Annotated in this window: 12 protein-coding genes; 9 read left to right on the forward strand and 3 right to left on the reverse strand. The window is 61.5% G+C overall.

Translation table 11 applies throughout. The annotated features are described in order from the left end of the window. The 6 genes from MOV76_RS18395 to rpmG all read left to right on the forward strand — a co-directional run. Positions 1-453 (forward strand): DNA-processing protein DprA (locus tag MOV76_RS18395; protein WP_247265040.1); only part of this gene is annotated, 453 nt, incomplete at its 5' end. Positions 454-702: 249 nt separating this feature from the next. Next, positions 703-3,357, forward strand: a complete 2,655-nt coding sequence (gene topA, locus MOV76_RS18400; protein ID WP_247265041.1) for a type I DNA topoisomerase — start codon at positions 703-705, stop codon at positions 3,355-3,357. A gap of 1 nt (position 3,358) precedes the next feature. Continuing rightward, positions 3,359-5,731, forward strand: coding sequence for a ribonuclease R (gene rnr / locus MOV76_RS18405; RefSeq protein WP_247265042.1), 2,373 nt, complete (start codon positions 3,359-3,361; stop codon positions 5,729-5,731). A gap of 119 nt (positions 5,732-5,850) precedes the next feature. After that, on the forward strand, positions 5,851-6,303 hold the full coding sequence (locus MOV76_RS18410) for a DUF983 domain-containing protein (RefSeq protein ID WP_247265043.1): 453 nt from the start codon (positions 5,851-5,853) through the stop codon (positions 6,301-6,303). 255 nt (positions 6,304-6,558) lie between these two features. Continuing rightward, a complete protein-coding gene (locus tag MOV76_RS18415; protein ID WP_018241615.1) occupies positions 6,559-7,743 on the forward strand; it encodes an MFS transporter in 1,185 nt (394 codons plus the stop codon). 92 nt (positions 7,744-7,835) lie between these two features. Further along, positions 7,836-8,003, forward strand: coding sequence for a 50S ribosomal protein L33 (rpmG, locus tag MOV76_RS18420; protein ID WP_003547442.1), 168 nt, complete (start codon positions 7,836-7,838; stop codon positions 8,001-8,003). Between the two features lie 747 nt (positions 8,004-8,750). Here rpmG and MOV76_RS18425 read toward each other — a convergent pair. Next, entirely contained in the window at positions 8,751-10,124 is a 1,374-nt protein-coding gene (locus MOV76_RS18425; protein ID WP_047622597.1) for a PleD family two-component system response regulator, read from the reverse strand. An 18-nt stretch (positions 10,125-10,142) separates the two neighbouring features. Next, positions 10,143-10,514 carry a response regulator gene (locus MOV76_RS18430; protein ID WP_003547430.1) on the reverse strand — a complete coding sequence of 124 codons (372 nt, stop codon included), beginning with the start codon at positions 10,512-10,514 and terminating at the stop codon, positions 10,143-10,145. A 133-nt stretch (positions 10,515-10,647) separates the two neighbouring features. On the opposite strand from MOV76_RS18430, the gene MOV76_RS18435 reads away from it, so the two are divergent. Next, complete coding sequence (locus MOV76_RS18435; RefSeq protein WP_018241613.1) at positions 10,648-10,956, forward strand: DUF3572 domain-containing protein; 309 nt, start codon at positions 10,648-10,650, stop codon at positions 10,954-10,956. A 2-nt stretch (positions 10,957-10,958) separates the two neighbouring features. After that, a complete protein-coding gene (locus MOV76_RS18440; RefSeq protein WP_247265044.1) occupies positions 10,959-11,633 on the forward strand; it encodes a hypothetical protein in 675 nt (224 codons plus the stop codon). On the opposite strand, the gene MOV76_RS18445 is transcribed toward MOV76_RS18440, so the two are convergent. Continuing rightward, a complete protein-coding gene (locus MOV76_RS18445) occupies positions 11,608-12,195 on the reverse strand; it encodes a GNAT family N-acetyltransferase (RefSeq protein ID WP_247265045.1) in 588 nt (195 codons plus the stop codon). The genes MOV76_RS18440 and MOV76_RS18445 overlap by 26 nt on opposite strands. 76 nt (positions 12,196-12,271) lie before the next feature. On the opposite strand from MOV76_RS18445, the gene MOV76_RS18450 reads away from it, so the two are divergent. Continuing rightward, on the forward strand, positions 12,272-13,564 hold the full coding sequence (locus tag MOV76_RS18450) for a DNA polymerase IV (RefSeq protein WP_247265054.1): 1,293 nt from the start codon (positions 12,272-12,274) through the stop codon (positions 13,562-13,564). Positions 13,565-13,567: the final 3 nt, after the last annotated feature.

The raw sequence follows: 13,567 nt of genomic DNA on the forward strand, positions 1-13,567 counted from the left end.
CTCGGCCTCGTCGTCATCGAAGCGGCAACGCGGTCCGGCTACCAGATCACGGCACGGCTTGCCGGCGAGTTCGGCCGCCTGGTGTTTGCCGTGCCCGGATCACCGCTCGATCCGCGCTGCCATGGCACCAACGGCCTGCTGAAGGACGGTGCTTCGATCGTCACCGCACCCGCCGATGTCATTGAGGCCCTGGCGCCGCTTGCGCAATTCGACCTGTTCCCGTCATCGATGGCGGAAGAGCCTGCGCGTGACGGCAAGTCGATATCGGTGCCACCCGGCGATTCCGATCGAAACCGCATCATCGATGCGCTCGGGCCGACGCCGGTCGAGATCGACGACGTCATCCGCCATACGGGCCTGTCGGCATCCGCGGTCTATCTGATCCTTCTGGAGCTTGATATTGCCGGCAGGCTGCACCGGCAGCAGGGCGGCCTCGTCTCGCTTTCCGATTGAACCTTGCGCGACATCAGGCGGCGGCTACGCGAATTGCCGAACCCTGTATCGAAAAACCTTTGATAACCTATCTAAAATTGTATTTTCCCGATAATCTCCCCTCGGCTGCAACAGATGCAAGAGGTAAAATTGTAGCAAACCCCTTGACCGCGGCGATTTCCCTGTCCATGTCGGAGGGCCGATATCCAAGTTGCGGTATGTGTTGCGCTGGTTTCAACGCTGGCGTCGCTTCCTTTTTAGAGAATCATCATGAATGTTGTAGTGGTGGAATCGCCTGCCAAGGCCAAGACGATCAATAAGTATCTGGGTCCGGGATACAAAGTGCTCGCCTCCTTCGGTCATGTGCGCGATCTGCCTGCCAAGGATGGCTCTGTCCTCCCCGATCAGGATTTCGAAATGCTTTGGGAGGTCGATAGCGCCTCCGCCAAGCGGATGAAGGACATTGCCGACGCGGTGAAATCCGCCGATGGCCTGTTTCTCGCAACCGACCCGGATCGCGAAGGCGAAGCGATTTCCTGGCACGTTCTCGACATGCTGAACAAGAAGCGCGTGCTGAACGGCAAGCCGGTCAAGCGCGTCGTCTTCAATGCGATCACCAAGAAGGCGGTGCTCGACGCGATGGCCGATCCGCGCGACATCGACGTGCCGCTGGTCGACGCCTATCTCGCGCGCCGCGCGCTCGATTATCTCGTCGGCTTCAATCTTTCGCCAGTGCTGTGGCGCAAGCTGCCCGGTGCGCGGTCGGCCGGCCGCGTTCAGTCTGTGGCGCTTCGCCTGGTCTGCGACCGCGAATCCGAGATCGAGCGCTTCATTTCCGAGGAGTACTGGAACATCTCGGCGCTTCTGAAGACGCCGCGCGGCGACGAGTTCGAGGCAAGGCTGGTTTCGGCGAACGGTAAACGGCTGCAGCCGCGCGCAATCGGCAACGGCGAAGATGCCGGCCGGCTGAAGGCCTTGCTCGAAGGTGCGAGCTATGTCGTCGACACGGTCGAGGCGAAGCCGGTCAAGCGCAACCCCGGACCGCCGTTTACGACCTCGACGCTGCAGCAGGCCGCCTCCTCCAATCTCGGCTTCTCCGCCTCGCGCACCATGCAGATTGCCCAGAGGCTCTATGAGGGCGTCGATATCGGCGGCGAGACGGTGGGTCTCATCACCTACATGCGAACCGACGGCGTTCAGATGGCACCCGAGGCGATCGATGCGGCTCGCAGCGCCATCGTTGACCAGTTCGGCGAACGCTATATGCCGGAAAAGCCACGCTTCTACTCGACCAAGGCGAAAAATGCCCAGGAGGCGCACGAGGCGATCCGTCCGACCGATTTCTACCGCTCACCCGACCGTGTGCGCAAATTCCTCGATGCCGACCAGATCCGGCTCTACGAGCTGATCTGGAAGCGCGGTATCGCCAGCCAGATGGCGTCGGCCGAGATCGAGCGCACGACGGCTGAAATCACCGCCGACAACAAGGGTGAGAAAGCCGGGCTTCGCGCCGTCGGCTCCGTGATCCGCTTCGACGGCTTCATCGCCGCCTATACCGACCAGAAGGAGGATGGCGAGCAGAGCGACGACGGCGACGAGGATGGCCGCCTGCCGGAGATCATTGCGCGCGAAACGCTCGCCAAGCAGAAGATCAATTCGACCCAGCATTTCACCGAGCCGCCGCCGCGTTATTCGGAAGCCTCGCTCATCAAGAAGATGGAAGAGCTCGGCATCGGCCGCCCCTCCACCTATGCCGCGACGCTCGCGACGCTGCGCGACCGCGACTATGTGACGATCGACAAACGCAAGCTGATCCCGCAGGCAAAGGGCCGGCTGGTAACGGCTTTCCTCGAAAGCTTCTTCACCAAATATGTCGAATACGACTTCACCGCCGACCTCGAGGAAAAGCTCGACCGGATTTCGGCCGGCGAGCTGAACTGGAAGCAGGTGCTGCGCGATTTCTGGAAGGATTTCTTCGCCCAGATCGAGGACACCAAAGAACTGCGCGTCACCAATGTGCTCGATTCACTGAACGAGGCGCTGGCACCACTCGTCTTCCCGAAACGGGAAGACGGCAGCGATCCCAGAATCTGCCAAGTCTGCGGTACCGGTAACCTGTCGCTGAAGCTTGGCAAATACGGCGCCTTCGTCGGCTGTTCGAACTATCCGGAATGCAACTACACCCGCCAGCTCTCTTCTGAAAACAGCGGAGACGCAGACGGCGCAGCACTTAACGAGCCGAAGAACCTCGGCACCGATCCGACCACCGGCGAAGAGCTGACGCTGCGTTCCGGCCGCTTCGGCCCCTATATCCAGCGCGGCGACGGCAAGGAAGCCAAACGCGCTTCGCTGCCGAAGGGTTGGAAGCCCGAGGACATCGACTATGAAAAGGCGATGGCGCTGATCTCGCTGCCGCGCGATATCGGCAAACATCCAGAATCCGGCAAGATGATCTCGTCCGGGATCGGCCGCTATGGGCCGTTCCTCCTGCATGACGGTTCCTATGCCAATCTGGAAACCGTCGAGGACGTGTTCTCCGTCGGCCTCAACCGCGCCGTGACTGTTATCGCCGAAAAGGCAAAACAGGCCCCGGGCCGGGGCGCGCGCGGCACGCCGGCGGCGCTGAAGACACTCGGTGATCATCCTGATGGCGGCGCCATCACCGTTCGCGACGGCAAGTACGGCCCCTATGTCAACTGGGGCAAGGTCAACGCCACACTGCCGAAGGGCAAGGATCCGCAGGCGATCACCGTCGAGGAGGCGCTTGCGCTGATCGCCGAAAAGGCCGGCAAGGCACCTGTGGGCAAGGCGGCCAAGGCGAAAGCCAAGCCGAAGGCGGCAGCCGCGGAAGCCAAAGCCACCAAGACGGCCGCCAAGCCGAAGGCAACGAAGGCGAAAGCGCCCGCGAAATCGAAAAAGAGCTGACGTGAGCAGGATACCGCGCGACAGAACGAACCCTGCGGGCAAGCGTCCAGGCAAGATCGGCCGCGCCGGCAAGGATGCCCCCGCAGTCGAGCCGCTGAACATCGTCCACGGCGCGCTGCCTTCGCGCGAGGTGATCTTGCGCTTCATCGCCGATCACCCGCAGAAAGCGTCCAAACGCGAACTCGCCAAGGCTTTCGGCCTGAAGGGCGACAACCGCGTCGAGCTCAAGCACATGCTGCAGGAGCTCGAGCAAGAAGGCATGCTGCAGAAGAACCGCAAGTCACTGATCCGTCCCGGTGCGCTGCCGCCCGTCACGGTTCTCGATATCACCACGCGCGACAAGGATGGCGATCTGATCGGCCGGCCGGCGGAATGGCCGGAAGACCAAGGCGTAGCACCCGCCGTCGCCATCCGCCAGCAATCGCCCGCAGGCCGCCAGGGCAAGGGCAAGGCGCCCGTCGCCGGGCTCGGCGACCGCATTCTGGCGAAGATCTTCCCGGCTGTCGATCGTGGCGGGCCGGCCTATACGGCGCGGATCATCAAGGTGATCGACAGGCGCCGCGGCGCATCGATGGGCGTTTTCCGCACGGCACCGGGCGGCGGCGGCCGTCTGCTGCCGATCGAACGGCGCGGCGAGGAGATGGTGATCGATCCCGACTTCACCGGCGGCGCCACGGACGGCGATCTGGTCGAAGTCGAAATCGCCCGTCTCGGCCGTTTCGGCCTTCCGCGCGCCAAGGTTCTCTCCGTCGTCGGTTCCGTCGGTTCGGAAAAGGCGATCTCGATGATCGCGATTCATGCGCACGGCATCCCGCATGTCTTCCCGCCGGCCGTTATCGCTGAGGCGGACGCCGCAAAACCGGCCAGCATGTCGCATCGCGAGGATTGGGGCGACGTGCCGCTGATCACCATCGACCCGGCCGATGCCAAGGACCATGACGACGCCGTCTATGCCGAGCTCGACCCCTCGCCCGACAATCCCGGCGGCGTCATCGTCACTGTCGCGATTGCCGACGTCTCCTGGTATGTCCGCCCCAATTCACCGCTCGACCGCGAGGCGCTGAAGCGCGGCAACTCGGTCTATTTCCCGGATCGCGTCGTGCCGATGCTGCCGGAGCGCATCTCCAACGATCTCTGCTCGCTGAAGGAAGGCGTCGACCGTCCGGCGCTCGCCGTGCGCATGAGCTTTTCCGGCGAAGGCCGCAAGATCGGCCACACTTTCCATCGCATCATGATGAAGAGCGCGGCCAAGCTGTCCTACCAGCAGGCCCAGGCAGCGATCGACGGCAAACCGGACGATCAGACCGGACCGATGCTCGAGCCAATCCTGAAGCCGCTCTGGCACGCCTATGAGGTGATGAAGCGCGGACGCGACCGGCGCCAGCCGCTCGAACTCGACATGCCGGAGCGCAAGATCCTGCTGAAGCCCGACGGTACGGTCGACCGGGTCGTCGTGCCGCCACGGCTCGACGCGCACAAGCTGATCGAAGAGATGATGATCCAGGCGAATGTCTGCGCCGCCGAGACGCTGGAAAAGAAGCGGCAGCCGCTGATCTATCGCATTCATGACGGCCCGACGCTTGCCAAGCAGGAGATCCTGCGTGAGTTCCTGGCCACGCTCGGCATCTCGCTTGCCAAGGGCGGCAACATGCGCGCCAACAACTTCAACGGCATCCTGGCGAAGGCGGACGGCACGCCGCACCAGACCATGGTCAACGAGATGGTGCTGCGTTCGCAGAGCCAGGCGATCTACGGCCCTGAGAATATCGGCCATTTCGGCCTCAATTTGATGAAATACGCCCACTTCACCTCGCCGATCCGCCGCTATGCCGATCTCATCGTGCACCGCGCGCTTGTCGGCTCGCTCGGTTTCGGCGAAGGCGGCATCACACCCGACGAAGAGGCGGCGCTCGACGATATCGCCGCCGAAATCTCGACCTTCGAGCGTCGGGCGATGGCAGCCGAGCGCGAGACCGTAGACCGGCTGATCGCGCATCACCTCAGCGGCCGCGTCGGCGAGGAGTTTGCCGGACGGGTCTCGGGCGTGACGAAATCGGGGCTTTTTGTCGCCCTGCCAGACTATGGCGCCGATGGTTTCGTCCCTATATCTACGCTCGGCACCGATTATTTCATTTACGACGAGGCGCATCAGGCACTCTCGGGTGAACGAACAGGGCTCGGTTATCGCCTGGGCGATAGCGTTACCGTGAAGCTTGCCGAAGCGATCCCGCTTGCCGGCGCGTTGCGTTTCGAGATGATCAGCGAGGGCCGCGAGATGCCTGCGGCAGTGCGCTCCTTCCACAAGGCGGGCCGCCGCGACAGAGGCCAGGTTCGCAAGAAACCTGGAACAAGGCCGCCACGCGGACGCCACTAAGCATCGCGCCGAAAGCGGACGCTGGTTTTCGGCAAAACGCTGCAACAACGAAGATCGCCGGTGTTGGACGTGGTTCACAAGACGAATCCGACGCTTTCGGTCTGAAAGAGGAACATGCGATGAGCACACCGACCGATCCGGTTGCCCGCTACGGCGATGCGCCCGAGGTCGAGCGTCCGCTTGGGCGCTCCATCATGCGCGGGTTGATGAATCGCTGCCCGGCCTGCGGCAACGGCAAGCTCTTTCGCGCCTTCCTGAAACCGGTCGATCATTGCGCGGTCTGCGGCGAGGCGATGCATCACCAACGCGCGGACGACCTGCCGCCTTATATCGTCATCCTCGTCCTCGGCCACGTCGTGGTCGGCGGCTATATGCTGACCGACATGACCTTCGTGCTGCCGGTCTGGGTGCATATCGCCATCTGGGCGCCGATCACCGTCATCACCGCGCTTGCCTCGATTCAGCCGATCAAGGGCGGGGTCATCGGTCTGCAATGGGCGCTGCGCATGCACGGCTTCGGTGGCGAGAGTGACGGTCCGGACGACTATGACATCCCCGGCCGGCCGAATTAGCGCCTTCACCTTCCAGACATATTTAACGTGTAGTGCCAGCCCTCCACCGACCACCACCCGAATGCGAGAGCCGAAGATCCTCAAGACCTGACATGGTAAGCATTTCTTGCCCGAACGGGCTTTACATTCCGCAGATGGTCACTCACATCGGAAATACTGCGAAGCGGCATCCATCACCTGGATTTGGCACGTCTGTGTCTATCTATCTGACGGGAATCGGCCGTTTCGTTCGCGCAGCTTTCTAAGGATGGATAAATGTCTCAGCCGAGAACCGGCACACCGGGCGATGTCGAAGAAATCCATTGGCCTTCTCTGGTGGCAGCCATCTCGTCCATATCTGCCGTTGGCATAGCAATCGGCCTCGGTCTCCCGCTTCTCAGCATCATCCTCGAAAAACGCGGCATCTCGTCCACCCTGATTGGGCTCAACACGGCGATGGCCGGGGTCGCGGCGATGGCCGCCGCACCGATCACCACCAAACTCGCCCATAAATACGGCGTTGCGCCGACAATGCTCTGGGCCGTGCTGATTTCGGCGCTGAGCGCGCTCGGTTTCTATTACGCCCAGGATTTCTGGATGTGGTTTCCGCTGCGCTTCGCCTTCCATGGCGCGACGACGACGCTGTTCATCCTCTCGGAATTCTGGATCAACGCCGCTTCGCCGCCTTCCAAGCGCGGTTTCGTGCTCGGCATCTATGCGACGGTGCTTTCCCTTGGCTTCGCAGCCGGACCTCTGCTCTTTTCGGTCCTCGGCAGCGACGGCATCTTCCCCTTCCTGATCGGCGCCGCCGCCATCCTGCTTGCGGCCATCCCAATCTTCATCGCCCGCGACGAGAGCCCGGTGCTCGAGGAAAAACCGGAGCTGCATTTCATGCGCTACGTATTCCTGGTGCCGACGGCGACGGCGGCGGTCTTCATCTTCGGCGCGGTCGAAGCCGGCGGGCTGTCGCTTTTCCCGATCTTTGCCGTGCGCGCCCATTTCACCGAATCGCAGGCCGCGCTGCTGCTCACCATGATGGGCGTCGGCAACGTCATCTTTCAGATCCCGCTCGGCCTGCTTTCCGACCGCATCGCCGACAAGCGGCCGCTTCTGGCCGGCATGGCGCTGATGGGCTTCATCGGCTCGATGATGTTGCCGCTGCTGCTCGACAACTGGCTTCTGATGGCCGGGCTCCTGCTTTTCTGGGGCGGCTGCGTCTCAGGCCTCTATACGGTCGGCCTCAGCCATCTCGGCTCGCGGCTGACGGGCTCCGATCTTGCGGCGGCCAATGCTGCCTTTGTCTTCTGTTATGCGATGGGGACCGTGGCCGGGCCGCAGGCGATCGGCGCGGCGATCGATGTCGCGGGAAATAACGGGTTTGCCTGGGCGATTGCCGCTTTCTTCGGTCTTTACGCCCTACTTTCCGGCATCAGACTGATGTTCATTCGAAAACGGGCTTGACTTTTCGGGCGAGATTCGTAGTTTCGCGCCAGGATTTGCCGTGGAGCCCATCCGGCTTCCACGGCTTTCATTTTCTTAAAGGCAGGACGACCATGGCCAAGGCTACAACAATCAAGATCAAGCTGCTGTCGACAGCCGACACCGGTTTCTTCTACGTCACCACGAAGAACAGCCGCACGATGACGGACAAGATGACGAAGACGAAGTACGACCCGGTTGCAAAGAAGCATGTCGAGTTCAAGGAAACCAAGATCAAGTAACCACTTGGCCTGACGGATTTCACAAAAGCGCGCGCTTTCGGGTTGCGCGTTTTTTATTGTCCGGCTTTGTGGTTTTCAAGATGATAGCGCAAACAGACAAAACGCCGCCCTTCCAACGTCGGGAAGTGGCGGCGTTTTCTTGAAAGGGGGTCGGCCAGCATGCAAAACGGCACGAGGAACCGCTATAACTTGCCTACTAGCCGACCGACCCCACGACCCAGGAGATGCGGCGGACCTGAGCATCATGGGGTATCGACAACTCCTCAACGGGAGCGCTTCTCTTATGAGCCGATAATTTGCGCAAAAATGAAAGAAAATCAACAAATTCTTAATGATGAATTTTCTCATCTTGATTCTATGGTTAAAAGTCCAGATTTGGGACATACAAAGATTTGTCGTCTCTGCTTTGGATCGAAGCGTAGCACCTGCTCTTTCCAAGAAATTCGACAATATAACTTAATAACTTACGCCACCCCTCCCCTTACGTGAGGTGACGCCGCCGCAATCTATTTGACCCTGTCGGCGGCAGGCATCTTTTATAGTCTTCATTTCATTTTGAGCTACGGCCTGACGCTCTCAAGACTATCGCGCGGCAACACATCCGCGGCAACGCGGCGAGTCCATTTTTGGGCTATTGAGCAGCAATTTTTTCGCCCCGCAGTGCACAGGCGAAGATTAAAAATCGGTAACAATTCGCTTACCGCAGTGGAAAACCCGCAAATGGCGCATATGGCGGCAAGTGATTCGTCAGGCGGCTGCGGCGACCACACGGTTGCGGCCGGTATTTTTGGCCTCGTAAAGGGCCAGATCCGCCTGTTTCATCAGCTGGTCCGGTGTCAGCACCGACGTAATGCGCGAGGCGATGCCGAAGGAAGCAGTGACATTCAGCGCTTCTCCGGCGTGTTTCAGCATGAAGGGAGCGTTTTCGATCGCCGCACGCAGGCGCTCGGCGACGGCGGCGGCAATTTCCGGCGAGGTGTCGGGCATCACGACAACGAATTCCTCTCCACCGTAGCGGCAGGCGAGATCGGCACCGCGGATGGTCGAACGGACGCGATTTGCGAATTCCCGCAGCACCTCATCGCCGCCGTCATGGCCGTAGGTGTCGTTCACATGCTTGAAGCGGTCGATATCGGTGATCAGCACCGAAAGCGGCCGGCCCCGCGCCATAGAACGGTTGAAAAGCACGTTCAGGTGATTGTCGAGATAGCGCCGGTTATAAAGGCCGGTCAGCGGATCGGTCACGGCAAGCTCGATCGTCTGCTTGACGCTGGCGCGCAGCCGGTCGTTGTAGCGCTTGCGGCGGATCTGCGTCAGGCTACGGGCGACCAGTTCGTTGGGATCGACCGGGCGGATGATGTAGTCGTTGACGCCGAGATCGAGCGCGCGCACGACCATGTCGTCAGCGCCTTGCTCAGTGATGATCAGGACCGGCAGAAAGCGCGTGCGCTCCAGCGAACGCAGCTGCGAGCAGAGGCGAAGCGGATCGTAATCGTCGAAGTTGGCATTGACGATGACGAGATCGAAGGCGCTTTCGGCCGCCTCGAAGAGGGCGGCCTGCGGATCGGAGAGGGCAAGCACGTCGGCGACGGGCTTCAGCGCCTTGATGATGCGCTCCTGCGAATTGGCGCGGCCGTCGACGAGCAGGACCTGGGCGGTCTCGTCGGCGCGGCCCTCGCCTGCCCGCGTGAGGTCGTCGATGCCCATCGTGTGGGCGGTGTCGGCGCGGATGCGCAGCTCATCGCTCAACGTCTTCAGCCGCAGCAGGCTCTTCACCCGGGAGATCAGCTGCAGATCGTTGACCGGCTTGGTGAGAAAATCGTCAGCGCCGGCCTTCAGGCCGCGTACGCGATCGGTCGGCTGGTCGAGCGCGGTGACCATGACGACTGGAATATGGGCGGTCTTCTGGCTGGCCTTCAGCCGCTCGCAGACCTCGAAACCGTCTATGCCGGGCATCATGATGTCGAGCAGAATGAGATCGACTTGATTGCGCTCGCAGATCGCCAGTGCCGTGTAGCCGTCCGCTGCGGTCATCACGTCGAAATACTCCGCAAGCAGCCGCGCTTCGAGCAGCTTCACGTTGGCCGGAATATCGTCAACCACCAGTATTCGCGCAGTCATAAGCGTCTTTCCGATGCGTCAGGCATCGCCCAGATAGGTCTTGATCGTCTCGATGAATTTCGGAACCGAGATCGGCTTTGAAACATAGGCCTCGCAGCCGCCTTGGCGGATCCGCTCCTCGTCCCCCTTCATCGCGAAAGCCGTCACGGCGATGACGGGAATCACGTGCAGCTCGTCGTCTTCCTTCAGCCACTTCGTAACTTCGAGGCCGGAGACCTCGGGAAGCTGAATATCCATCAGGATGAGGTCGGGACGATGCTTGCGCGCCAGATCGAGCGCCTCCATGCCGTTTCTGGTCTGGATCGTCGTATAGCCGGACGCCTCGATGAGGTCGCGAAAGAGCTTCATGTTGAGCTCGTTATCTTCTACAATCATCACCTGTTTGGGCATGACAAGCTGTCCCTACGTCCGTTCGCGCAGCGGTTCGTCCCATGACAAAGGCACATGCGGACAAATAGCTCCGTGAAACCGATAGCGCACGCTACCGGTATTTGGTTGAAGAAAAGGTAACTTACCCAGCGAAATGCAAAGCAACTTCAAGACTTCGAAACAACAGGCTGCCGACCCGCACGAGACGGCGATCGCCGTGCTCGGCTGGCTTGCCGATGATCCCGAAATGTTCGGCCGCTTTCTCGCCCTGACGGGTGTGGCGCCCGGCCAGGTGCGCAACGCCGTCAACGATCCCGGATTCCTCGCCGGCCTGATGGATTTTCTGATGAACCACGAACCGACAGCCATGGCCTTCTGCGCGGCGAGCGGCATAAGCCCGGAGACGGTGACCGGCGCCTGGCAGCATTTCTCTTCGCCGGGCCTCGATTCCGGAGAATACTGATCGTGGCCTCCGAAGAATTCGATATCTCGCACATCCGCCTCGGCAAGCGGCCGTTGATCGTCTGTGACGTCGACGACGTCGTGTTGCAGTTCATCGGTCCCTTCCAGCTTTTCCTTCAGAGCCGGGGCCACACGTTTCTGCCGCGATCGTTCCGGCTTCATGGCAACATCGTCTCGCAAGCCGACGGCGTGGAGATCGAAGATCATGAGGTCAGCCGGCTGATCGAGGAATTCTTCGAGGCCCAAGAGCTGTGGCAGACGCCGCTCGACCGCGTGGTCGAAACGCTCGACCGACTTTCGGAAGAGGCCGACATCCTTTTCCTGACAGCCATGCAGCCGCGGTTCCAGAACCAGCGCCGTCGGCTGCTGGACAGGATGGGCCTGCTCTTTCCGCTGCTTGCCACCGAACAACCCAAAGGGCCGATCGTTCACGCATTGCATGCCAGCCGCTCCCTTCCCGTCGTCTTCATTGATGATATGGCGCGCAATCTGCATTCCGTTAGGGAACACGTCGCCGATTGCTTGCTGATTCACCTGATGCCTAACTCGCCCGTCCATCGTTTCGCGCCAGCGGCGGCCGACGACATCACCCGCGCCACCGACTGGACGCACGCGGCCGAGCTCATCGAGGCGCATTTTGTTTCCGGCACGTTCACGCGCGCAGTTCCAGCCGCATGAGCGGACGACCGTCCTTGCGCCGCGCTACCGTCTCGAAACCGGCCGCATCGAAGATCGCCGTCGAGCCGATGCAGAGCGTCACTGATTTCGACTGCTTCACATGATCGATCGGACAGGCTTCGAGCAGCCGTGCTCCCTGGCGCCGCGCATGGTCGATCGCGCAGGCGAGCAGGCGGTGGCTCATTCCCTTGCCGCGCAGTTTGGGCAGCAGGAAGAAGCAACTGACGGCCCAGATTGATGGATCCTGCGCATCTCCCTCTTCCAGCGGCCGCGAGACGGTGCGCGGCGAATTGAACTGCGGCACGTCGTGGCGCGGCCCGACCTGCACCCAGGCGACCGGCGCGCCCTCGGCATAACAGAGGATGCCAGGCGGCGGACCCGCCTTGATCCGTCTCCGCATATGCGCCTTGCGTTCGTCGGCCGCCATCTCAGTCCTTATCGCATGCGGCAGGCGCAGCGCCACGCACCAGCAATTATAGAAGGCACCCTGCGGCCCGAACACGATTTCGAAATCGTCCAAGCGTTCTGGCGTTACCGGCTCGAAACGAAGATCGTTATCCAAAGGCAAAGCTCCCGCCCTCTCTTGAGACTCGGAAGCTTAAGGCGTAATGTCCCGGCGTTCAATCTTTGTTCTCATCATGACGCCCGCGCCTGACAAGACACCCGGCTTCTGTCGCGACTGCCTTGCCGAGCAGAAGGGCGAGGCGCGCCGCTGCGTTTCCTGTGGCAGCCCCCGTCTCGTGCGCCATCGCGAACTCTACGCATTGACGCTTGCACATATCGATTGCGACGCCTTCTACGCAGCAGTGGAGAAACGCGACAATCCGGAGCTTGCCGACAAGCCTGTCATCATCGGCGGCGGCAAACGTGGTGTGGTTTCCACTGCCTGCTATATCGCCCGTATCCACGGCGTGCGTTCGGCCATGCCGATGTTCAAGGCGCTGGAGGCATGCCCTGAGGCGATCGTCATCCGCCCCGACATGGAGAAATATGTCCGTGTCGGGCGCCAGGTGCGCGCAATGATGCAGGATCTGACGCCGCTGGTGCAGCCGCTATCGATCGACGAGGCCTTCCTGGAGCTCGGCGGTACCGAGAGGCTGCATCACGATCCCCCGGCGCGTACGCTGGCCAAATTCGCTCGTCGCATCGAAAGGGAGATCGGCATCACCGTTTCGGTCGGGCTTTCCTACTGCAAATTCCTCGCCAAGGTCGCCTCCGACCTGCAGAAGCCGCGCGGCTTTTCGGTCATCGGCCGCGAGGAAGCGGTCGAGTTCCTGGCACCGCGTCCCGTCACCACGATCTGGGGCGTCGGCAAGGCCTTTGCGGCGACGCTGGAGGCGGACGGCATCCGTACCATCAGCCAATTGCAGCAGATGGAGGAGAACGACCTGATGCGCCGCTACGGCAGCATCGGTCAGCGGCTCGCCCGGCTGTCGCGCGGCATAGACGACCGCGAAGTGCATCTCAACGATGCGGCCAAGAGCGTCTCGTCCGAGACGACTTTCTTCGACGATATCTCACGTTATGACGATCTGGTGCCGATCCTGCGCAACCTCTCCGAAAAGGTCTCCTGGCGGCTGAAAAAAAACGGCATTGCCGGCCAGACCGTGGTTCTGAAGATGAAGAGCGCCGATTTCAAATCGCGCACCCGCAACCGCAGGCTCGAAAACCCGACCCAGCTTGCCGACAAGATCTTCCGCACCGGGCTCGAGCTTCTCGAAAAAGAGACTGACGGTACGAAGTTCCGCCTGATCGGCATCGGCGTCACCGATCTCGGCGATGCCGCCCGCGCCGATCCGCCCGATCTGATCGACCAGCAATCGGGCCGGCGAGCGGCGGCCGAAGCGGCGATGGACAAGCTGCGCGACAAGTTCGGCAAGCGGACGGTCGAGACCGGCTATACGTTCGGCAACAGCAAGCGCGATCACTAGCGC

Source organism: Rhizobium sp. PRIMUS64 (genome assembly GCF_023006465.1).
Classification (GTDB): Bacteria; Pseudomonadota; Alphaproteobacteria; order Rhizobiales; family Rhizobiaceae; genus Rhizobium; species Rhizobium leguminosarum.

Coding starts and splice junctions, on each gene's coding strand:
- MOV76_RS18410 (WP_247265043.1), top strand. CDS start 5,851: ATGAGCACACCGACCGATCCGGTTGCCCGCTACGGCGATGCGCCCGAG.
- MOV76_RS18425 (WP_047622597.1), bottom strand. CDS start 10,124: ATGACTGCGCGAATACTGGTGGTTGACGATATTCCGGCCAACGTGAAG.
- MOV76_RS18415 (WP_018241615.1), top strand. CDS start 6,559: ATGTCTCAGCCGAGAACCGGCACACCGGGCGATGTCGAAGAAATCCAT.
- MOV76_RS18450 (WP_247265054.1), top strand. CDS start 12,272: ATGACGCCCGCGCCTGACAAGACACCCGGCTTCTGTCGCGACTGCCTT.
- MOV76_RS18435 (WP_018241613.1), top strand. CDS start 10,648: ATGCAAAGCAACTTCAAGACTTCGAAACAACAGGCTGCCGACCCGCAC.
- topA (WP_247265041.1), top strand. CDS start 703: ATGAATGTTGTAGTGGTGGAATCGCCTGCCAAGGCCAAGACGATCAAT.
- rpmG (WP_003547442.1), top strand. CDS start 7,836: ATGGCCAAGGCTACAACAATCAAGATCAAGCTGCTGTCGACAGCCGAC.
- MOV76_RS18430 (WP_003547430.1), bottom strand. CDS start 10,514: ATGCCCAAACAGGTGATGATTGTAGAAGATAACGAGCTCAACATGAAG.